The sequence below is a fragment of the Roseivirga sp. genome (genome assembly GCF_965216855.1).
GTDB lineage: Bacteria > Bacteroidota > Bacteroidia > Cytophagales > Cyclobacteriaceae > Roseivirga.
The window spans coordinates 527,301-549,288 of the sequence record NZ_OZ244204.1 but is presented as its reverse complement, the minus strand read 5'-3'; the positions used below and the strand labels follow the sequence as shown (position 1 = coordinate 549,288).

The following is a 21,988-nucleotide window of genomic DNA, read 5'->3' as shown; positions in this document are numbered from 1 at the left end:
TGCTCCACACGGGTAATTAATTGAGTCAAACTTTCCATTCAATGACTTAAACTGTTAACAAATGGATTTTTCTTAAATGATTGAAATAGAGTGAGTTGAAAAATGATGCTAATGCTTTGTTAACGTTTTTAGTCCTCAATTTATCACACAATTAATAGTCTGTTCATTACCTGTTCTTAGCACATTTTCATTTTTGATGCATTGAAATGTCATACAAAAAACAACTATGAAAAGACTATTACTAACCTTATTAATCAGCACGTTTTCCATTATGGCTTATGCCCAGAATGGATCATTGACCGGTCGGGTTCTCGATGAGCTGGGACTGCCTATGCCCGGTGCCAGTGTGGTGCTTCCAGAATTAGAAAAGGGTATCCCAACAGATGCCAACGGTTACTATACTATAGTAGATATTCCGGCAGGTGAGCACACCGTAACGGTTACTTTTATTGGATATAAGAAAATAGAACAAACAGTTACCATTAATTCAGGGGCTACTACTGAGCTTAACTTTAAGATGGAAGCTGGTTTTGCCGAAGGAGGTCAGGTAATTGTAATGGGTGACAGACTGAAAGGTCAGGCCAAAGCATTGAACCAACAGAGAACAAATGCCAACATCACCAATGTGGTGGCAGCAGATCAGATTGGTCGTTTCCCTGATGCCAACATTGGAGATGCACTCAAGCGTATTCCTGGTATCACCATTCAAAATGACCAGGGTGAAGCCAGAAACATTATTGTAAGAGGTCTTGCACCTCAGTTAAACTCTGTGACATTAAATGGAGAGAGAATTCCTTCAGCCGAAGGAGATAACAGAAATATCCAGCTTGACCTCATTCCTGCAGATTTGATTCAGACTATTCAGGTGAATAAAGCTGTATTGCCGGATATGGATGCCGATGCCATCGGAGGTTCTGTCAACCTGGTAACCCGTTCTGCTCCGGCCGGACGCAGGGTATCAGGTACATTGGCTTCAGGTTTTAATTTCCTATCAGAAAAGCCCATCTGGACTGGTTCTGTCATTGCTTCAGATCGTTTTGCCAATGGTAAACTGGGCGCAGTATTCTCTGCCAGCTATAATAACCATGATTTCGGGTCAGACAATGTTGAAGCCGTTTGGTTCGAAGGTGACGATGGAGAAGCCTTTATTGAAGAATTCGACATCAGAGAGTATCAGGTACAAAGAGTAAGAAGAAGCTTCAACCTGGCACTTGACTATGAGATCAATCCAAACCATAAGCTGTATTTATCAGGAGTGTATAACTGGAGAGATGACTGGGAAAACAGATTCAGAATGAGAGTTTCTCAACTCGATGATGCTTATGACGATGGTTTTGCCGTAGAGACTTCTCCCGGTTACTTTACCATCAATGGTGAAGCTCGTGTTCAGTATCAGACCAAAGGGGGGTTAGATAGTGATAGAGTGAAGGCCAGAAGACTGGAAGATCAGAGAAACCGTAACGTGACCTTGAAAGGGGAGCACCTCTTCAATACTTTGAAGCTGACATGGTCTGCTACTTATGCGAAAGCTTCGGAAGACAGACCAAACGAACGATACATCTCTTACAGATCAGGCGGACAAAGTGTTTTTGTTGACCTGAGAGACCCTGAGTTTCCTAACAGTAACCTTTTGAATCCGGCAGATAACCTGGGAATTGGATTCCATGAGATCAGCGAAAACCATGATTATACTGAAGATGAGGACTTCAATGCAAGAGTGGATTTCCAGATGCCAGCTTCCAAAAACACCATGATTAAGTTCGGTGCCAGATTGAGAAATAAGAATAAGCTAAGAAGAAACAACTTCTTCTCTTACGAGCCACTTGATGAAGATGCCTTTGGCGCAACCATAGGAGATGTTCCTAACAGCGACTACTCTAACCCGGATTATCTGGCGGGTAGTCAGTATAATGTAGGTCGATTTGTTACTCCAAACTTCCTGGGTAACCTTGACTTGAACAATACAAGCCTCTTCGATCAGTCTGATGAGTTGGGTGAATATGTGCCTAGTAATTATACAGCTACAGAGAATATCTACGCAGCTTATGCCATGGCCGACATTGAATTCAATAAGAACCTTTCCGGAATTGTAGGTTTGAGATATGAAGGTACAAGCATCGACTATTCAGGCTTTATTCTGGATGTTGATAATGACAACATTTCTGAGGCTTCAGATGATCAGAGCTATGGTAACTTTATGCCGGGTGTTCACCTGAATTATAACTTCAACGATAACTCTGTTCTTCGTTTTGCCTGGACAAATACCATTGCCAGACCAAACTACTTCGATTTGGTACCTTATGCTGAATTCAGTCCTGATGACGAGGAGTTGGTAAGAGGTAACCCTGAACTGGAGCCTACTACTTCAATGAACTTCGACCTGATGTATGAGAATTACTTCGAAAACATCGGTATCGTTTCAGGAGGTGTGTTCTACAAAGACCTCGATAAATTCATCTACGAAAGAGTCATTGAAGATTATACTGACCCTGCTTTCGGTACTAACTTAGAATATACCACATTCGAAAACGGTGGTACTGCTGAAATCTATGGTTTGGAGGTTTCATTCCAACGCCAGATCTGGAAAGGTTTAGGGCTTTATCTAAACTATACTTACACAGAGTCCAGCACTACAGGTATTCAGGGTAGAGAAGACGATGATCTTGAGTTGCCGGGAACTGCCAATAACATGTTCAATGCTTCACTTTCATACGAAACCAATAAGCTTGTATTGAGAGCATCATTGAACTATGCCAGTGACTATATCGATGAGTTGGGTGGTGATGCGTTCGAAGACAGGTTCTACGATAAGCAGACTTTCCTTGATGTAAATGGTTCTTATGCCTTTACCCCTCAGTGGAGATTCTTCTTCGAGGTCAATAACCTGACTAACCAACCTTTGAGATACTATCAAGGGGTAAGCAGCAGAACCATGCAGATGGAATATTACAATGTAAGATTCAATGCAGGTTTGAAGTTTGACTTGTTCAACAACCAGTAAGCAAGGTTTAATTTAGATAGATAAAGGTGGTCTTTCGGGGCCACCTTATGCTTTATCCATGAAGAGAATTAAGCTAATAATAATATGCTCGGCTGCTTTGGTAGCTGCCTGTGGACCGGGTGTTCCTGCGGTGAAACCGGTACTTTCAACAGAACCGGTGCAGTACGACTCTGATGATCCTGCTATATGGATTAATCAGGAAGACCCTTCCAAAAGTCTTGTCATTGGAACTGATAAGGATGAAGACGGGGCCCTGTACGTGTTTGACCTGAATGGCAGAATTTTTCCTGAGAAAGTAGTGAAAGGCCTCAAACGACCTAATAATGTAGACGTTGGTTACCATCTGGCAGTGGGTAACGATACTGTTGACTTTGCTGTGACGGGTGAGCGATTAAACTCAATGCTCAGGGTTATCTCAGTGCCTGATATGAAACCGATCGATGGTGGTGGTTTTCCTATGTTCGAGGGCGAGACTGGGCCGGAGTATCGTGACCTGATGGGGATAGCCCTTTATCAGCGACCGGTAGATGGGAAGACCTATGTGATTATGGGCAGGAAGAATGGCCCGAAGGAGGGTTATCTCTGGCAGTACTTGCTGGAGTCTGACTCGACCGGGCAACTGCAGGCAACCCTCGTCAGGAAGTTCGGTAAGTTTAGTGGCACCAAGGAGATAGAGTCCATCGCGGTAGACCACGAGTTAGGATATGTTTATTATTCCGATGAGAATATTGGTATCAGGAAGTACTATGCTGACCCGGAAAAGGGTAATGAAGAACTGGCTTTGTTCGGTATAGATGGATTTAAAGATGACCATGAGGGCATTTCTATCTACAATACCGGAAATGGGAAGGGCTTTATTCTGGTGTCAGATCAGCAGGCCAATATGTTCAGAATCTTCCCTCGCGAAGGAACTGCTACAAACCCGCATCAGCATGATTTAATCAAGGCCGTAAAGGTATCTACCAATGAAAGTGATGGTTCCGAAATTACTTCAGTAGCCTTGAATAGCACCTTTGCCAAAGGATTATTTGTAGCCATGTCGGATAATAGGACTTTTCAATATTACCGACCAGAAGATATTCTCGACTCTTTATTAGTCAAATAGGCTCGGGAGTTTTTCATTATAATTTAAAAGGTGTGGCTATTGGCCACACCTTTTTTATGGAGGCTTTTCAGCCACAGTCTGATCTAATTCCCTTATGCTCCGATAATTTGGATGATCACCGACATGGCATCCTTAAAGTTGACCATGTCTTCTGATTGATCTTCTGTATCGCTGGTATCTAAAATGACTCTCTTGATTTCTCCGTGTTGTATGAATTCCAGATAGTAACCTCCCTGATCGGCACAGTCAGGGCAACCATATACTTCTTTATCAGCCTCTTTGATAGCTGAAGGTAACAAGTCGAGTAGTTGAATGGAGTTGTTGAAATCTGTTGTGCTCAATTGGCCATCTTTGGAGAATTGATAAGTCAGGCCGGGGAATAGGCTCATGTCATCGAAGGTCAAGTCCGTTCTTGTTACCTTGTACATAGTGTTTTCACAAGGGAGACAATGACCATGAAAGGTTCCAAAAATCAGGTATTCCTCACCATTGCTTTCAGCTTGCGAACTGCCGATCTGATCTTCACAGGCGATGATAAACCCTGCTGTAACTAAGCCGAAAAATAGAACGAGCTTTCTCATGGTCTAATGTTGTCTGGTTCTTAGACACCAGAGAGAAGAATGGGGTTGTAATCGTAGTTCAATTTTATTCTTTACGAGGGAGTGGAGTCATTGTGCTTCAGTGGAATGATTAGACCAGAGGTAGATCCTCGCTCGCCTGGAATGGAAAAGCTGAGAAGAAGAGGTGTGTTGTAAGCCGGCCAGGCCTTTTGAAATGGTACATGCCCGGTTACGGTGTCTTCATTTTGACGGATTGAGCTTGTTAAACCTTTAACATAATCAATCAATCGGTGAGGACACCGATTGTGGCGAATGATGGGGTTCTGACGAGTTAGCTTTTTATGCTGAGGCGCAGCTGAAGTATCTGGCTTAACTGGCTCATTGGACTTCAGTTGGATGAGTGAATGCGGTCGGTTCCTCGCTCGCCTGGAATGGAAAAGGTGAGAAGAAGAGGTGTGTTGTAAGCCCGCCAGGCCTTTTGAAATGGTATATACCCGGTTACGGTGTCTTCATTTTGACGGATTGAGCTTGTTAAACCTTTAACATAATCGATCAATCGGTGAGGATACCGATTGTGGCGAATGATGGGGTTCTGATGGGTTAGCTTTTTATGCTGAGGCGCAGCCGAAGTATCTGCCTTAACTGGCTCATTGGATTTCAGTTGGATAGAAAGAAAGGGTGGCGATGGGTAAAAAAGAGGTTGTTTCAAAAGCCTGCCCGGCATCACCCTGAACTCGTTTCAGAATCTATTGAGACTCTGAAACGAGTTCAGAATGACGTAATCCGGCAAACTCGAGACAACCTCTTTTTATCAGCTTTTAATATGGTATCAACCCTCAGATTTAGCCATTCTCAGACGAGTATTCTCGTCCAGGTAAATTTTTCTCATACGGATGTTCTTAGGAGTGATTTCCAGGTATTCATCCTTTTGAATGTATTCCATGGCTTCTTCCAGAGAGAACCTTCTTGGAGGTGCGATTTTAGAGTTATCATCTGATCCCGCAGCTCTCATGTTCGTCAGTTTTTTACCTTTTTGAACATTCACCACGATATCATTCTCTCTGTTGTGCTCTCCGATTACCTGACCTGTGTATAGATCTTCACCCGGAGGAACAAAGAATACACCTCTGTCTTGTAGTTTATCGATAGAGTAAGCGGTTCCAGGGCCATTTTCCATGGAGATTAACGAGCCGTTGATTCTACCCTTAATCTCACCTTTGTAAGGCTGGTATTCCTTGAAGCGATGGTTCATTACAGCTTCTCCACCGGTAGCAGTCAAAACGTTATTTCTCAAGCCGATCAAACCTCTTGAAGGAATATCAAACTCAAGATGTTGCTGATCGCCTTTGGGCTCCATAATGGTTAATTCACCCTTACGTTGAGTAGCCAACTCAATTACTTTACCTGAAACTTCTTCCGGAACATCTACTACCAGGGTTTCAATCGGTTCGCATCTTTTACCGTCAATTTCTTTGAAGATTACCTGAGGCTGGCCTACCATCAACTCATAGCCTTCACGTCTCATCGTTTCGATCAATACCGACAAGTGAAGAATACCACGTCCATAAACCAGGAATTTGTCTTCTGAATCAGTAGGGTCTACTCGGAGAGCCAGGTTCTTTTCAGTCTCTTTCATTAAGCGATCTCTCAGGTGGCGTGAGGTAACAAATTTACCTTCTGAGCCGAAGCCCGGAGAGTTGTTAATTGTGAAGAGCATATTCATTGTAGGCTCATCAATTGCAATACGTGGGAGTGGAGCAGGATTTTCAAAATCAGTGAGTGTGTCACCAATTTCAAAGTCTTCCAGTCCTACAACCGCACAAAGATCACCCGCTTTTACTTCAGGAACTTTCACACGACCCAGGCCTTCAAAAACCTGAAGTTCTTTGATTCTTACCCGTTGAATAGAGCCGTCAGCTTTGGTTAAGCCCATTGACTTTCCTTCTTCCAGCTTGCCTTGGTAAACACGTCCAATCGCAATTCTACCCACATAAGAAGAGTAGTCTAGAGAAGTTACCTGGAACTGTGGTGTACCTTCAGGGCTTGGAGCCTCAGGAATAGTATCTAATATTTTGTCAAGAAGTGGAGTAATGGTGTCGGTTGGGTTTTTCCAATCATCACTCATCCATCCATTCTTGGAAGAACCATACATGGTTTCGAAGTTCAGTTGCTCCTCAGTAGCATCAAGGTTGAACATCAGGTCGAAAACCTGCTCATGTACTTCGTCAGGTCTACAGTTTTCTTTATCTACCTTGTTCACCACAACAATAGGAGTAAGGCCTAGGCCAAGAGCTTTGCTCAATACAAAGCGAGTCTGTGGCATAGGACCTTCAAAGGCATCTACCAAAAGCAGTACGCCATCAGCCATTTTCAATACACGTTCTACTTCACCACCAAAGTCTGCGTGACCAGGAGTGTCAATGATGTTGATCTTAACATCTTTGTAAGTAACAGATACGTTTTTCGAAAGGATGGTAATTCCTCTCTCGCGCTCTAAGTCGTTGTTATCCAGAATTAACTCACCAGATTCCTGGTTGTCTCTAAATAATTTAGAGGCATGAATAATTTTGTCAACCAGGGTTGTTTTACCGTGGTCTACGTGTGCGATAATGGCAATATTTCTGATGCTCTTCATACGGGCTCTTCAATTCGAGCCGCAAAGGTAGGTTTTTAATATGACTTGTGTATTACGGGTTTGAAAATAGTATGTGCAAAGGGTTGCGGGTCAGTCATTGGAGAGAGATGAAACGGTCATTTGGTCCTTTACAAGGATAAATCTCAGGATAGATACTGATTAAGAAAAGCCTATGTATAAAGGAAACAGGTGCGAGTTTGTCCTAAACTATTTTCTCACCAATCATTCCAACCAAAAAGCCAAGCGTAGCTCCCAGAGAAGTGAGGTAGTTCTTTTCCATTTTACTTTCGGGAATAATGTCCTGAATCAGTAGATAGAGGATACCTCCACTGGCAAAGGTCATCAAGTAAGCAGTAAGTACCGGGGAATTGGTCAGAAAGAAATGTCCCGAGAGTGCTCCAATAATTCCGAGAAAGCTCAGGCAGAAGAAAATCAGATGTGTTTTTTTAGTACTCAGTCCACTTTGTACCAGGTCTCTATAGGCATTGAAAGCCTCAGGCAAGTTTTGTAGTCCAATAATTACTGCTAAAAGAACGGCAGTGCCATAATCAGATGCAAAGACAGCTCCCAGAGCAATGGATTCCGGAATAAAGTCCATTAACATAGCCAGAAGTGTGGCTACCTGTCCGCCTCGCTTAGCCAGATACTCATCGAGCAACATAAATGCTACAGCACCAATGAGAAAGGAAACCACTAAAGGGAGAAGCCCTAGTTCTTCAATTCCTTTCGGTACCAGTACCAGGGCCAAAGCGGATAGGATAATACCCGCTCCAAATGACATCAGGGTATGCGTGATTTCATACTTGACCGGACTCTCAGGAATGTGATGATTAAAGTAATTGGCCAGTAAGCCTCCTATGAAAATGGTTATCCCGGCAAATCCAGCATAGAGAACAATAGAGCTAAGCATTGGCAATCCATTTTGGTGATCAGTTCCTTTAAGTTAGGATTCTTTCTCGATGCAAATAGGAAAGCCAGAAAGATTATACCTCGGTTGCAGGCACCTCATCGAGGCTGTAGTAAACTTTCAACCCCAGTTGCTTAGCAATTTCTACATCCTGATCAGCCCCTTTAGATTCTCCGGAAATTCTCAATACGGCATCACACTTTTTTAGAAGTCTATGTGCTACGGGATATTGAATCTCATGCCACACTTCATCTCCAATGTTTTTGGAGCCTGCCAGATGCATAAGAGGTAAGGCTATCCATTCGCCAATTAAAGGCACATGCCCCTTTCTAAATAGGGGGAGGGCCATTGATTCCAGGTTATCGAGGTTTTTTTGAATAAGTTCTGGGTCATCATTGGTGCCACTTCTATAGGGACCAGCAATCAGTATGAGCATATCTTTTTTCTACAAAGAAGTAAAACAGCTGCAAGAGAAAGAATAATGTACATTAAGAAAGTAACAGAGGAAACTAATCCTTTCTGGATCTGGCCGTACTCAGGAATTCTGGGGTTACCCCCAGATAAGAGGCAATGTGTTTGAGTGGAACCTGGCGGGCAATAAGCGGATACTTTTGAATGAAATTTTCATAGCGGTTGAAGGCCGGAATGGAGAGATTCTCAATCATTCTCAGTTGCTCCCGGCAATAAGCCTTTTGCATAAGGATACGGAAGAAGGTATTAAATGCAGGGACTTCCTCTAGTAAACTATTCAGATCATCAAAGGATAGTTTCAGTACTTCACATGAGGAAACTGCCTGTAAATAGACCATAGAAGGTAGTTGATTGAGATAACAGTGCATATCGGTGATCCACCAGTCACTGATGCCAAACATCACGGTCGATTCTTTGCCATGTGCATTGAGACAATAGGCTCTGAGCGTGCCAGAGTTTACAAAGTAGAGGTACTGACAAGGTTCACCTTCCCGGAGTAGATGAGTATTCTTTTTGACGGATTCTTCGCTGAGCAAACCTGTCAACAACCTTTGTTCCTCAGCATTCAGTGTTACGTGTTTTGAAATATTTGATAAGATGAGGTCGGTATTCACTGAACCAAAAGTTTGATGGGAATAAGTTAATGTGTTTTATGAAAAGGAGAGCGGTGCCGGAAGCTAATCTTTAGTCCACCTGATTTTGACTGCAGACAGAATGTCTGTTTCTACCCTTACCTCAGTTAGTACTTCAAATCCGTTTTTGACATAAAACTGAAGCGGGGAGAGGTAGGGCTCACCATTTTTCTTTAGGTCAGTATTATGGTCAGTTACCCAGGCATTTAAAACGGTGTTGATACTTTTGGCTAAATCCAGAATCTTTGAGCCGATTCCTTTTCCCTGAAGACTTGAGTCGAGGATAATTGCAAACCAACGGTCCTCCTCCCTTATAAAGTCGAAAAACCAGCCTTTTACACTTTGAGCACTATCCAACGCTAAAATGTGATGTTGGTCAGCTAGTTTTTCCAAATAAGCCTCAAACTCTGAAATATCTTTGTAGCCAATTTTGGCCGGATATTCGTTATTCCAGATTTCAAAAATCTGCAATTTTTGCTCTTTTGACAGCTGATTGGTGCGAATAAGTTTCATGGCAGATTTTCAGGATTAAACTTGTCGATTACAAATCGATTGCTCTAAAACCCTCAATGTAATCGAGGATTAGTTATCGGGAGTTAGGTTGGTGCGAATAAGTTTCATGGCAGATTTTCGGGATTAATCTTGTCGATTGCAAATCGATTGCTCTAAAACCCTCGATGCCATCGAGGATTAGTTATCGGGAGTTAGGTTGGTGCGAATAAGTTTCATGGCAGATTTTCAGGGTTAAACTTGTCGATTGCAAATCGATTTCTCTGAAATCCTCCATGTAATCGAGGATTAGTTATCAGGAGATAGGTTCTAACGTCTAACGTCTAATCTCTAACATCTAATCTCTAACATCTGAAATCTAAAGAAACTACCTTAGAATTTTCTCCATCTTCTTCCCTTTAGCCAGTTCATCCACCAGTTTATCGAGGTACCGTACCTGTTTGGTTAAAGGGGTTTGAATGTCCTGGATTTTGTATCCGCAAATGCTTCCTGTGATCAGCTCAGCATTGGGATGCAGTTTGGCTTCGGCAAAGAACTCCTGAAAAGTAGCCTTTTTGTCGATAAGGTCCTGAATGGCCTGGTCGTTGAATCCGGTTAGCCATTCAATCACTTCATGCAGTTCTTCCTGACTGCGGCCTTTCTTTTCCACTTTAGTGACATAGTGAGGATAAACCGAGGAAAAGGTCATTACAGCAATTCGCTGATCATGTTCTGGAGTGGTGCTCATAACATCAATATTTAATAGAAGAGTAAAGTTAAATTGAATCTACTCAAATCATAATCTATCATCAGTTTAGCTGATACTTGTCAATGAGGTCTTTATGTATGGCATCTGAATTCCAAATATCCAGAGTATCAGGCTAGCCTAATTATGCCCATTCATGTTTTTCTCATCATAGTAGTTTTTGAGAATCGAGTCCATTTCAGACTGGCCTGCTACGATTTCGTTGACTTTGTTCCAGGTATCACTTGTGATAAGTTCTTTTAATGGTTGATCTACTTTAGGGATTTTGTGGAATACCTTTTTGATCTTTCCATCCCATACCTTGTAGTATTTGATCAGATCGTCTGGATAAACAATCTTCCGCTTTGTGCCCTCGTCCATAGCCCGGAAAGGAAAGGGGATGTTGAGATAGCCGTAGTCGTCAGTCAGTTGCTCACCAACTTGTATGTCACGGATAGCAATTTCAAAGTCATAGGCAGTGGTCAGACAGTTGGAGTTAAAACTATGATTGACAAAACGGCCATTATCCCAACAGAGAACAAAGTTGCCCTTATTGTTTCTGAAGGTATAAGTATCGAGTATGGTCTGGTAGATGGGTTCCATCTGCTGGAATTCCAATGGACTAAACTCTCTGTCTAATTGATCTAAAGCCCAGGTAATGGTACCTGCGGGAATGAAATCTGTGGCTACTACCCCGTAGCCGATTTCTTTACTGATAAATCTCAGTTCTGTGTTGGGGTGTATCATCTTTCGCGAAATCAATTTTCCGCTCTCAGTTATCAGTATGACTGATATTCTTTTGAGTTCAATGAAAGATAGACTGAAATTAAATGTGGAGCAATAGGTGATGGTTTCTCAATTATTGAGATCGGAATTTCTTTCTGGAAAGTGGGTTTTGTGTGATCGGATTATGCTCAGGTCCCTCGTTACCTCGGGATGGAAAGAACCGCAGACATTTCTATGCTGAGGCGCAGCCGAAGTATCTACAGTTATTTGATGATGGCATTGAGGCAGGTGTGGGCGTATGACTTAAATAAGGCATTGCTTTGGGATGGAAAAGGAAAGAGGCATTCCAGGAATGACGGACTGATTCTATTCAGTTGGGTGTAGGGCGACAGGATAATATGACTTCCGATGGTCATCTATCATGAAAACCCCGGCCCTTAAGGATTTTAGGTACACATTTCTCAATTCTGGATTGGCGTGTCTGACTTTGCTTAGGTTGAGAAAAGTGTAAAATATAACCTCGTTGTTTGCCTGGTGTTAATGCTTCAAAAGCTGCTTTGAGTTTGGAATCAAGTTCCAACCGATCAATCAGTTCCTGAGGCATTGGTTCGGGGTTCTTTTTGAATTCAACCTTCAGACCGGCCTTTTCTATTTCTATGGCCTCAAAGATATAGGCCTTAATATCCTCTTCTTTTGCAGTGATTTGAGACAGATCGGTAAATTTTAGATATCTGGCGGCCTGCGAGTTTTTACCTGGCTTTACCAGCCAGTTATCGGTGTCTTTCAGTAGTGCCCCTTTGAAGAAACTAACAGAAGCGTAGTTTTTAAAAGCACTGACTATCAGTATGTTGTTGCCTTTGTAGGTGTAGCATGGAACCGACCATTTTAGTTCTTCATTCAGGCCAGTTTCCAGAACAATGCTGCGTAGCTTTTTCAACGCTGTAGTCCATGAGTGCACTTTACAATCTGGTGTGCCTCCCAAGGGACAACGTCCGCAGCCTTCTTCCAGGTAATGGTCAATCTCTACGATTCTTTTAGACATATACTTAATTACTAAAAGTGATTATGAGAACTCTAACCATGACCTATGTTTACTTTAGTGACTTTATTTTCTTTTATGGTTAGGTCAAGGTAGCCGGTATCAATTCCAAAACGGGCCATTCCAAGATTGTAGTGCATATTAAATTTGGATTTAGAATCTGGTTCACCAAGCAGGAAGATGATCTCTTTAGTCGACATTCCTACCAAATTATGTCTTTTCAATAGGTCATTTCGCATATCCCAACGAACAGACATAGTATTTTCAGATTCTACCCATTTCTTCCATTCAAGCGATTCAAAATTTCTACGATTCTTCCAATTGCTAATTTCTGGTTCAAAAGCCATCAATAATATAAAAGCAAAGTAGAGGAGGGCCGCTATTAGAAAAACTGATAATATTCTAAAAAACCATTTCAAGCTAGAGGAAGAAATTATCCATAAAAATCTAATTAATAGGATTGGCCATCACAACTTTGAATTCAGGGATGTTGAATTTCTCAGGGTCTACTTCTCCTTCCTCAAGAGCTACTACAGTAGAAATAATATGTCCTGCAAAGCTTTTCATTTCTGTTTTGAGAGGATGACATTTAATCCTTTCCGTGATATAACTGTATTGCCCATAAATATGCCCTTCGTAAGACTTAGGATCAACCTTTAGGTAGTTGCTGTTGTACCAGATTTGAGTGGTTCCGAATTTGGTCTTAACCGTCAGGCTTTTGCAGGGGATTCCCAGTATAACTTCAGTATCATTATTTTCTATAAACTCTATAAAGCTGTCTATACTTTTTCGGCTGTTAATGGTGGTGACCGTATCTGATCCTATTTGCCAGGAATAGATCAATTTGTCTTTCGGGTTGAAAACCTGGTAACCACTCTGGCCACCTGCTATTATATCAGAGGCATAGTTTTCTCCGTGATAATAATACTTCTGGACCATATAGCCGCGCTCGCCCAGTGTTTGCTTCAAGGTGGCTTGCCATAGACTGTCTGAAATCATTTGAGGGTTAGGGTTCATCATCTCTATTTTGTATTGTACCGTGCCTTGAAAATTCTGAGCATGGCTTATCGGAGGTAAGAGCAGGAGGAGGGTGAAAAAGAGTAGGTTTCTTTTCAATGTATGTTTCATGACTTTAGGTTTCATCTAAAGTAGTAAGAAAAGTATGATGTTCAATTAAAAGCCGATCAGCATACTGACAATTGTCGATTCCATTACTCCGGTAGTCTTTGACTCACTTTTCTTCAGGTTTTATGCTGGCAGGGTTCAAAGAAGGAAGCAGTACGTTTTGGATGATGGCAAAAGCCAATTTGTCACCCTGGGAATTGTAAGCCCCACCAGTGAAAACAGCTACAATATTAATTTCAGGAATTACCATGATGTACTGTCCGCCATTTCCGGTGGCTGTTTTAGAAACCAGAGCCTTTCCATCCAGATGAAAGGGTATGTTCCACCATAAATAGCCATACTCAACACCAGTAATGCTGGTGTGACTGGTTGTGGCGGCTTCAATCCATGAGGCTGATACTATTTGCCGTCCATTCCAACGGCCCTGATCCAGAATAAGCTGGCCAATTTTGGCAAGGTCTCTGGGGGTAAGATAGAGTCTTTTTCCTGATTCAATAACCTCTTTTTTACTGGTATGACCCCATTGATAATCTTTGATTCCTAGTGGTTCGAATAAAAACTCTCTGGCAAATTGGTCGATAGATAATCCTGAAGCCTGACTGATTATTTCTGCCAATATAACCACACCCATGGTGCAATAATTTGAAACAGAGCCGGGGTCATTGATTACAGGAAGATCCAGTGTGTATTGAATCCAATCCTTCTTCTTATAAATCCGATCTTCTTGCCCCTGCGAGTTTTTATCCCAGTCGTTACAGTCCCATCCGGCTGACATGGTTAATAGATGTTCGATGGTTATTTCATTTTTACGATTATCCAGGTTCTTCTCTGGATTATGGCTTTTAAGATATTTAGAGATTGGATCATTAATGTCATCGATGATTCCCTCATCAATGGCAATTCCGAGCAGAATGGAAATAATGCTTTTACTGACAGAACGAAGATCGTGTGGCTGACTTGCATTGTAGCCGTTGAAGTATTCTTCAAGAACCAATTGGTTGTTGTCGACTAATAACATACCGTGTAGCTCATGGTCTTCTTTTGTCAACTGATTGAAGAAAGCGTAAAGCCTGGTTGTATCAAATGCTGTGGATTTTAAGTTAGCCGTTTCCCAGCCATCTCCAAGTAACTGAGGCTGAGTATATCTATACTCAGTCTGAGCGGAACAAATCAGGCTGGTGAGTAGGGCAACAATAGTGAGTGTGAATATACGCTTCATGAAAAAGACGGCTTTATCTTCTTTTATGTCAAGTGAGATGACTTTTAGTCAAATTGGTCATTAAAATTACAAGGAGGAAGATTATCCCCATGGGGAAATGAAGTAAAAAGTGGCAGTCTAAGTATAAAACTCACCAATGTGCCAGAGTATGGTGCTAGGATCATGGACAAAGAACTCTCGTCCCCAGCTTTCATTTCTGATTTCCGAAATCCGTACCCCGGGATATTTCAATACCAGCTCTTTTTGAAGCAATTCCAAACGGAATTCCTCCGTATTCTCTACTTCAAGGAATAGCATGGTGTTCTCAACCCAGTCTTTCACAAAGTACTTTTGAAGGTAGAAGGCAATGTTGTCTCGAAGTTTATAGACACACATATCCGTAGAAAGCTCAACTTCCTGGAATCCAAAATCGCGATAAAAAGCCCTTGACTGCTGGTAATTCCTGGCACCAATAAAGGGGCGAATTGATTTGGTTTGTGCTTTCATAAGCTGAGTTTAAAGAAAATTGCTGAAAGCTGTTAACTCTGCAAAAATGATTTTGTCCAGCGGATTTGAATACGCATCAATGGATTGGTGACCAGAACCTCAAAAGACCGAATGGTTTCAGGAATTCAACAAAATGACCATTGGTATTCGTTTTTTTTACTAACACCTTCATAATCAATAAAAAAGGCCGTATTTCCTGTGCTTATTTTCACCAGTTTTATCGTTTGGCAGTCGACTCAAATGTTAAATTTTTCAACGGGGTGTAACGATTAAATAAGTAATCAGTATTACATCAAAACATTCTCTATATTGTTTACAAAATTGAGGATAATGAAAGGAACCCATCTCGGAGAGTTTGAAGAACTAGTACTGTTGGCAGTAGCTGCATTGGCAGAGAATGCCTATGCCGTATCTGTCAAAGAAGAAATAGAAGAGAAGGCGGAGCGCAAGGTCAATATCAGCGCGATCCATTCTTCCCTGTACAGGTTGGAAGACAAAGGGTTTCTGGAGTCAGAGGTTGGTGGAGCTACCAATAAGCGAGGGGGGAAGAGTAAACGCTTTTTCCGGGTCACCGCTTATGGTTACAAGTCTTTAAAAGAGGCTCAAAGCCTGAGACAATCATTCTGGAACATTATACCTCAACTTTCAACACAAAAATGAAACAGGTCAATCCGCCAAAGTTTGGAAGAAGGCTGCTGCATCTTCTGATTTCTGATGAGCTGTGCGATGAATTTGAAGGTGATTTGACAGAGCTCTATCAGGACAGACTTGAGAGTATGGGGAAAACACGAGCCGGGCTGCACTACTACAAAGATGTGTTGCTATCGGTTCGAAATGCAGACTTAAAACGAAAACTCAAATTTTATAACCCACTGGTCATGTACAAAAACTATCTAAAAACAGCATTTCGTAACCTGCTGAAATACAAGGGTTACTCATTTATCAACATCACCGGCCTTGCCCTGGGAATGGCAGCCTGTTTGTTGATTTTACTGTTCGTTAACAACGAATTGAACTTTGATGGCTTTCATGAGAAGAAGGCAAACATTTACCGGTTAGATGAGGTGCAGCGCTTTGGAGCCGTCTCTGAGCAGAAAGTAGCCCTGTCTATGTATCCCATGGGCCCTAATATCATGGCCGACTACCCGGAGGTGGTCAACTTCACCCGTTACTGGACGGTTGGACGTACTTTGGTTGAGTACAACAACAAACAGGTTTATATGGACAATCTGGTGAGGGTAGATACTTCTTTCCTCCAGATGTTCGACTTTAAGTTGATCGAAGGGAGCAGAGAGAATGCCTTCCAGGACAACTACGATGTATTGATCAGTGAAAGCCTGGCCAATCGCATCTTTGGTGAGGAGGACCCTATGGGACAGGTGGTGAAGACCAGTGCTGGTAATCAATTTAAGGTAACGGGTATCTTTGAAGATGTACCCGATAACTCTCACCTGCAGTTCGATGCTTTAATCAGTACCGCCCAATGGGACACTGAGGGCAGGTTGAATGCCTGGGGTTCTAATTACCTCAACACCTATTTGCAACTGACGCCCAATGCCGACCCCAAAAACCTCGATGCCAAGTTTGATGATTTTCTGGTGAAATATATGGGTGAGGAAGTACTTGAATACTATACCTTGTTCCTGCAGCCATTGACTGATGTGCACTTGGGTTCAATGGATATCACCCATGACTATAACAACTACAATAAGTTCGCCCGTAGTTCTGTGAATGTCTTCCTGATACTCGCCTTTTTCGTTCTACTGATTGCCAGTATCAACTTTATGAATTTATCGACTGCCAGAGCGGCTACCCGTTCCCGCGAGGTAGGGGTGAGAAAGTCGATCGGGGCGTTCAAAAGTCAGATCACCAATCAGTTTATGACTGAATCGATCCTGTTGACCTCATTTTCTTTACTCATTGCTATTGGACTTTGTGTATTGGCGATCAGGCCATTGAATCAGATTATTGACCGGGAACTGAGTATCATGTTCTTCTTTGAGCCAGTCAATTTGCTACTGATTTTGCTGGTGACATTGTTAATTGGTTTCTTTTCAGGTATCTATCCCGCTTTGGTCATGAGCGGCTTTAACACCGTTATGGCGCTCAAAGGGAACGTGATGAAGCGTGGTACCTCATTCTTCCGAAATGCGCTGGTAGTATTTCAGTATGCCATTGCCATTGCCATCATTATTGGTACAGTCATCGCTACGGAGCAATTGAATTATATGCAGAACCTAAGCCTGGGTTTTGATAAGGAAAATGTCTTAGCGATTGATATGTACCAGGATACCAATGCCAGGTATGAGCTTTTAAAATCCGAGATCAATAACCTGCCCAATGTGAGTGGGGTTACTGCCACTACCCAGCGTTTGGGTAATAACCTGCACCAAACTTCCATGCAATACAGGGCTGATACGGCTTTGATCAATGGTTCCAGCTCTTTTGTAGGAGTGGAGACCAACTTTATGGACTTCTATAACATGGAAATAGTTGAGGGGCGCGGACTCAGTGACCAATATGCGGCCGATGAGGATGGGATGAGCTTTGTGGTTAACGAAAGCCTGGCTAAAGAGCTTGGAGCCAGTGGTGCTGAAGTGATAGGTATGCCTTTCCATTATGGAGGGGTAGATACGCTGGGGCGCATCGTGGGTGTCGTTAAGGACTTCAACTATAACAAGCTGAGCCTTAAGGTAGAGCCTCTGTTTATGAGTCGCGAAAACTTTGGAGGAAACTGGGTAGAGATTAATGTGAAGATTAAGGGAGGAGGAGTAAGAGAAAGCCTGGAGAGTATTGAAAGGGTCTGGACTGGTCTTTTCCCTAACCGACCTTTCGAATACAAGTTCCTTGATGAGCATATCGATGAGATGTACCGTTCGGAACAACAGCTGACCAAAGTGATCAGTATCCTGTCATTGCTGGCCATCATCATTGCTTCATTGGGGTTATTCGGTTTGGCTTCTTTTACCGTGAGGCAACGACTCAAGGAAATGGGAATCAGGAAAGTGCTGGGTGCTTCCATGCAGCAGATAGTAATGATCCTCTCCAAAAGGTTCACCATTTTGGTCTCTATAGCATTTGTGATTGCCGCTCCAATTACCTGGTTCTTTATGAATGACTGGCTCAGTGGTTATGCCTTCAACATCACCATGGGTTTTGGTGTATTCCTGATCGTGGGGGTAGGTTCCTGGCTAATGGCACTTTTAACCGTGAGTTTGCAATCAATCCGTGTAGCCAAGTCGAATCCGGTAGAAACACTCAGAGTGGAATAAACTGAAACTATTGAATAGGGCTGGAGGAATGAGAGTTTTTCGATGCTCTGGCTCTATTTCTTTTAAAGCATCGAATGTTTACTAGTTTGATTGCTCTATGTACTTTGTTCAATCAGTGCTGAGGGGGTAATTCCAAAGTGTTTTTTAAATACATAAGAGAAATGAGAGAGGTTTTCAAAGCCTGTTTCCAGATAAACCTCAACTGGTTTTCGCTTCTTTTCAGTAAGGTGGTAATGGGCTAACTCCAGCCTTTTTTTGGTCAGCCATCTTTGAGGTGTCATTTTAAAGGCTTTGTGAAAATCACGCTTAAAGGTAGTCAGGCTTCTGCCGGTTAGGTAACTGAAACTTTCCAGCGGCATGTTGAACATGAAGTTTTTTTCCATGAAGTCTGACAAACTGATTTTATGTGGTTCTTCAAAGTTGCCTAATAGGTGGTCTATGTCCTTATCTATCGACCGTAAGATCGATATGGCTTCTGTGATCTTTAACTGGGCAATTTCTTCTGGAAACACTTCTTCTTCCATGTCAAAGTAAGGAACCAACGAGGCCAGGCAGCTTTTAAGTAAAGGGTGATCTTTAAAATGGACGATTCTTGGTGCGCTGACTTTAGTAGATAACACATCCAAATGACTGTAGTATTCCCTAAGCCTGTCGATTGATAGATGCATTACCACTGATTTATGTGGTAGTCCATCCTTTGGGTAGTTGATTATTGTAGCCAGTTGATTTCTCGGTATGAGAAAAATATCCCCGGCCTTAAAAGTATAACTACTGTCCGCCTGAATGATCCTGGTTTCTCCAGAGATAAACCACACAAGCATATGATGATCAAATACTACTTCCGTTTTAAACAGCTTGTCATCGAAAGAAGAGAGCTTAATATCTGAAGTGAGGTATTTTAATTGAAAATCCATATGCCTGTGTTATCTAAAGTTAGGGCTATCAATTGATTTGAAAACTGATGCCAGTAAATTCTTCGCTCAGCTTCCATAATTGACGAGAGTCTAATTCATCAAGAGAGTAAGGTTTTACACCCTTAGAATTTGGAGTGTCAGTGGCGAGTGAGGCAATGTCTGCATCTTCACAATAAACACCTCCTATATTTTCCAGAGCAGGACTGGTTGCGCACCAAACTGTTGTTGCGGCTCCTTGTGGAATGGTTTTTAAAGATGAAGCAACTTCAGGCAAAATATTTCCTTCTTCATCATAAAAACCCATTTGCTGAAATAATTCAAGGGAGGCTTCTCTGGCTAATTCAGTTCCCCCAATTGAACCCGGATGTAATGAATAGACTCTCACATTGAACGCCTTAGCCCGATTGTCTAATTCAACTGAAAACAGATTGAGTGCTGTTTTCGACTGACCATAGGCTAGTAGGGTTTCATAATCACGTTTCTCAAAGTTGGGGTCTTCAAAGTGGAAGTTCGAGAACTGATGACCTTGAGATGATACATTAACCACACGTGCACCATTAGCTGCTTTGAGCGCAGGCCATAGCCTTGCAGTCAAACGAAAGGCTGCCAGATAGTTAGTGGCTAGTTGAGATTCGATTCCCTGCTTGTTTCTCCGCAAGGGAACCCACATGATGCCGGCATTATTAATCAGTAGATGAAGTGGTCGATTGGATGCCAGAAATCTTTCGGCAAACTCATCTATTGATTGAGGGTCCATCAGGTCCATGGCTGCTAGTTCTATATTCTCTATGCCTTGGAGGTTTTTTTGAGCTTTCTCAATGTCTCTTGCGGGAATAATAACGGTTGCACCGGCTTTGGCCAGTGTTTTAGTGGTTTCTAGTCCTATACCAGTGTTACCGCCTGTTATAATCACCACCTTTTCTTTCAGGTCAATTCCTTTAATGACCTCACTAGAGGTTGATTGGCTATTGAAGCCTGAGTTGATGGGTTTCTGTAGTGCCCCTTGATAATTATGATGTCTCATTTTTATTTTTTTGTTTTTGGCAAAAGTAGATGAGGAAGGTGTGTGGTAGGTTTGTTGAAACGTCCAAATTCACTTTGTTGAAACGTCCATGTTCTTTGGGTTAAGAAGGGGGTTGAGAAAAAAATGCCTTAATTGAATTACAAAAGCACGATGTATGAAAATCAGGTTTGTCGTTTGTGTGATAGCTATAGTTATCTGGGCTTGCGATAGTACTCAGAACAACTTCGAGGTTATGGTTACTAGCTTCGATCAGACTCAATTATTAAAGGTTCAGCCTTTACCCGAGCCTCTGGCTGATACGACACCAGTGACTATAGTCATTGATTCGAAACAGACTTTTCAGGAAATGGATGGCTTTGGCTATACACTAACCGGAGGGAGTGCCATGCATTTAAGGGGCATGAGCAAAGAAGCCAGAAGAAACTTACTGGAAGACTTATTTAGTGAAGACCATGGAATTGGGGTAAGCTATATCAGGCTTAGCGTGGCGGCTTCTGATCTGGACCCTGACCCATATTCTTATGCTGAAATACCTGAGGGAGAAGTAGATTCTGAGCTGAATTCATTCAGCATAGAAAGAGATCGGGAATATCTGATTCCTGTCCTAAAAGAGATTCTGGCCATCAATCCTGATTTGCGATTAATGGCTTCTCCCTGGTCACCTCCCAGGTGGATGAAGGACAATGGCGATTCCAGAGGGGGAAGTTTACTGCCAGAGTTTTATGCTACCTATGCAGCGTATCTGGTGAAATACATAACCGCCATGAAAAGTGAAGGTATTCACATTGACGCCATGACCGTGCAGAATGAGCCATTGCATCCCGGTAACAACCCGAGTTTATTGATGCTACCGGAGCAACAGGCAGAGTTTGTGGGGCAACATCTTGGACCCGCATTTGAAGCCAATGGAATTGATGCCAAAATTATTATCTATGATCATAATGCAGATCGGCCTGATTATCCTATCACCGTATTGAATGATCCTGAAGCCAGAAAGTATATCCATGGTTCGGCCTTTCATCTATATGGAGGCGAAGTAGAGGCCATTTCTCAGGTGCATGAGGCTCACCCCGATAAGCACCTGTATTTCACTGAGCAATGGGTTGGAGCTCCCGGAAACTTCGCAGGAGACTTTAACTGGCATGTGCGTGAGCTCATTATTGGAGCCAGTCGCAATTGGTGCAAAACTGTATTAGAGTGGAACCTCTCTTCTAATCCTTCCTTAGAGCCCCATACAGATAGAGGAGGATGCGATCGCTGCCTGGGTGCTGTTACCATTGATGGGGATCAGGTGACCAGAAACCCCGCCTATTACATCATCGCACAAGCCTCTAAATATGTGAGGCCTGGTTCTGTAAGAATCTACTCCAATCTCTCTGAAGGTTTAGCAAATGTGGCCTTTAAGACACCAGAAGGAGGCGTTGTACTGATTGCTTTAAATGAAAGTGATACAGATAAGTCTCTAAAGATTGAACTAGATGGAAAGACAATAGAAACCAGTTTAACAGCTGGCTCGGTTGGTACATTCATGCTAAACTAAGTCTGATTGGTGCATGATGACCTCATGTGAAGTATAGATATTTATCTAAACTGTTTTATTGCTGTTTTTGAGGAGTGAATATTTGCCTGGTCCATTAG

At 42.3% G+C, this 21,988-nt stretch carries 21 protein-coding genes; 6 read left to right on the top strand and 15 right to left on the bottom strand.

Features of this window, described 5'->3' with window-relative positions:
* The first annotated feature begins 226 nt into the window (after window positions 1-226).
* Window positions 227-3,001 (top strand): TonB-dependent receptor, encoded by a 2,775-nt coding sequence (locus ACOOEY_RS02455; protein WP_420387087.1) that lies wholly within the window; start codon window positions 227-229, stop codon window positions 2,999-3,001.
* 58 nt (window positions 3,002-3,059) lie between these two features.
* Window positions 3,060-4,106: a phytase gene (locus ACOOEY_RS02450; RefSeq protein ID WP_420387086.1), complete on the top strand. Its 1,047-nt coding sequence runs from the start codon at window positions 3,060-3,062 to the stop codon at window positions 4,104-4,106.
* Window positions 4,107-4,198: 92 nt separating this feature from the next.
* On the opposite strand, the gene ACOOEY_RS02445 is transcribed toward ACOOEY_RS02450, so the two are convergent.
* From ACOOEY_RS02445 to ACOOEY_RS02410, 8 genes are all read right to left on the bottom strand, one after another.
* Complete coding sequence (locus tag ACOOEY_RS02445) at window positions 4,199-4,687, bottom strand: hypothetical protein (protein ID WP_420387085.1); 489 nt, start codon at window positions 4,685-4,687, stop codon at window positions 4,199-4,201.
* A gap of 808 nt (window positions 4,688-5,495) precedes the next feature.
* Window positions 5,496-7,301 (bottom strand): translational GTPase TypA, encoded by a 1,806-nt coding sequence (gene typA / locus ACOOEY_RS02440; RefSeq protein ID WP_420387084.1) that lies wholly within the window; start codon window positions 7,299-7,301, stop codon window positions 5,496-5,498.
* A gap of 202 nt (window positions 7,302-7,503) precedes the next feature.
* A complete protein-coding gene (locus ACOOEY_RS02435; RefSeq protein WP_420387083.1) occupies window positions 7,504-8,211 on the bottom strand; it encodes a ZIP family metal transporter in 708 nt (235 codons plus the stop codon).
* A gap of 73 nt (window positions 8,212-8,284) precedes the next feature.
* Window positions 8,285-8,644 (bottom strand): DUF4406 domain-containing protein, encoded by a 360-nt coding sequence (locus ACOOEY_RS02430; protein ID WP_420387082.1) that lies wholly within the window; start codon window positions 8,642-8,644, stop codon window positions 8,285-8,287.
* Window positions 8,645-8,717: 73 nt separating this feature from the next.
* Window positions 8,718-9,293, bottom strand: coding sequence for a Crp/Fnr family transcriptional regulator (locus ACOOEY_RS02425; protein ID WP_420387081.1), 576 nt, complete (start codon window positions 9,291-9,293; stop codon window positions 8,718-8,720).
* A gap of 63 nt (window positions 9,294-9,356) precedes the next feature.
* Entirely contained in the window at window positions 9,357-9,824 is a 468-nt protein-coding gene (locus ACOOEY_RS02420; protein ID WP_420387080.1) for an N-acetyltransferase, read from the bottom strand.
* 364 nt (window positions 9,825-10,188) lie between these two features.
* Entirely contained in the window at window positions 10,189-10,548 is a 360-nt protein-coding gene (locus ACOOEY_RS02415; protein ID WP_420387079.1) for a DUF2200 domain-containing protein, read from the bottom strand.
* Between the two features lie 138 nt (window positions 10,549-10,686).
* Window positions 10,687-11,292 (bottom strand): SET domain-containing protein, encoded by a 606-nt coding sequence (locus tag ACOOEY_RS02410; protein ID WP_420387078.1) that lies wholly within the window; start codon window positions 11,290-11,292, stop codon window positions 10,687-10,689.
* A gap of 189 nt (window positions 11,293-11,481) precedes the next feature.
* On the opposite strand from ACOOEY_RS02410, the gene ACOOEY_RS02405 reads away from it, so the two are divergent.
* A complete protein-coding gene (locus tag ACOOEY_RS02405) occupies window positions 11,482-11,655 on the top strand; it encodes a hypothetical protein (protein WP_420387077.1) in 174 nt (57 codons plus the stop codon).
* A gap of 28 nt (window positions 11,656-11,683) precedes the next feature.
* Here the strand turns inward: ACOOEY_RS02405 and ACOOEY_RS02400 are convergent, their stop codons facing one another.
* The 5 genes from ACOOEY_RS02400 to ACOOEY_RS02380 all read right to left on the bottom strand — a co-directional run bounded on the left by ACOOEY_RS02400 (window position 11,684) and on the right by ACOOEY_RS02380 (window position 15,140).
* Complete coding sequence (locus ACOOEY_RS02400; protein ID WP_420387076.1) at window positions 11,684-12,313, bottom strand: YdeI/OmpD-associated family protein; 630 nt, start codon at window positions 12,311-12,313, stop codon at window positions 11,684-11,686.
* A gap of 32 nt (window positions 12,314-12,345) precedes the next feature.
* On the bottom strand, window positions 12,346-12,657 hold the full coding sequence (locus ACOOEY_RS02395; protein ID WP_420387075.1) for a hypothetical protein: 312 nt from the start codon (window positions 12,655-12,657) through the stop codon (window positions 12,346-12,348).
* 100 nt (window positions 12,658-12,757) lie between these two features.
* On the bottom strand, window positions 12,758-13,438 hold the full coding sequence (locus tag ACOOEY_RS02390; RefSeq protein ID WP_420387074.1) for a hypothetical protein: 681 nt from the start codon (window positions 13,436-13,438) through the stop codon (window positions 12,758-12,760).
* 103 nt (window positions 13,439-13,541) lie between these two features.
* Window positions 13,542-14,654 carry a serine hydrolase domain-containing protein gene (locus ACOOEY_RS02385; RefSeq protein WP_420387073.1) on the bottom strand — a complete coding sequence of 371 codons (1,113 nt, stop codon included), beginning with the start codon at window positions 14,652-14,654 and terminating at the stop codon, window positions 13,542-13,544.
* A gap of 117 nt (window positions 14,655-14,771) precedes the next feature.
* Window positions 14,772-15,140, bottom strand: coding sequence for a glyoxalase (locus tag ACOOEY_RS02380; protein WP_420387072.1), 369 nt, complete (start codon window positions 15,138-15,140; stop codon window positions 14,772-14,774).
* Window positions 15,141-15,470: 330 nt separating this feature from the next.
* On the opposite strand from ACOOEY_RS02380, the gene ACOOEY_RS02375 reads away from it, so the two are divergent.
* Both ACOOEY_RS02375 and ACOOEY_RS02370 read left to right on the top strand, forming a co-directional pair.
* Window positions 15,471-15,800 (top strand): helix-turn-helix transcriptional regulator, encoded by a 330-nt coding sequence (locus tag ACOOEY_RS02375; RefSeq protein ID WP_420387071.1) that lies wholly within the window; start codon window positions 15,471-15,473, stop codon window positions 15,798-15,800.
* Window positions 15,797-18,412: an ABC transporter permease gene (locus tag ACOOEY_RS02370; RefSeq protein ID WP_420387070.1), complete on the top strand. Its 2,616-nt coding sequence runs from the start codon at window positions 15,797-15,799 to the stop codon at window positions 18,410-18,412. Before ACOOEY_RS02375 ends, ACOOEY_RS02370 begins: the two co-directional genes overlap by 4 nt.
* Before the next feature lie 95 nt (window positions 18,413-18,507).
* Here ACOOEY_RS02370 and ACOOEY_RS02365 read toward each other — a convergent pair whose 3' ends face one another.
* Together ACOOEY_RS02365 and ACOOEY_RS02360 are read right to left on the bottom strand one after the other, a co-directional pair.
* Window positions 18,508-19,326 carry a helix-turn-helix domain-containing protein gene (locus tag ACOOEY_RS02365; RefSeq protein WP_420387069.1) on the bottom strand — a complete coding sequence of 273 codons (819 nt, stop codon included), beginning with the start codon at window positions 19,324-19,326 and terminating at the stop codon, window positions 18,508-18,510.
* A gap of 28 nt (window positions 19,327-19,354) precedes the next feature.
* Window positions 19,355-20,350, bottom strand: a complete 996-nt coding sequence (locus ACOOEY_RS02360) for an SDR family NAD(P)-dependent oxidoreductase (protein WP_420387068.1) — start codon at window positions 20,348-20,350, stop codon at window positions 19,355-19,357.
* A 154-nt stretch (window positions 20,351-20,504) separates the two neighbouring features.
* Here ACOOEY_RS02360 and ACOOEY_RS02355 point away from each other — a divergent pair, with 154 nt between their 5' ends.
* Window positions 20,505-21,890 carry a glycoside hydrolase family 30 protein gene (locus ACOOEY_RS02355; RefSeq protein ID WP_420387067.1) on the top strand — a complete coding sequence of 462 codons (1,386 nt, stop codon included), beginning with the start codon at window positions 20,505-20,507 and terminating at the stop codon, window positions 21,888-21,890.
* Window positions 21,891-21,988: the final 98 nt, after the last annotated feature.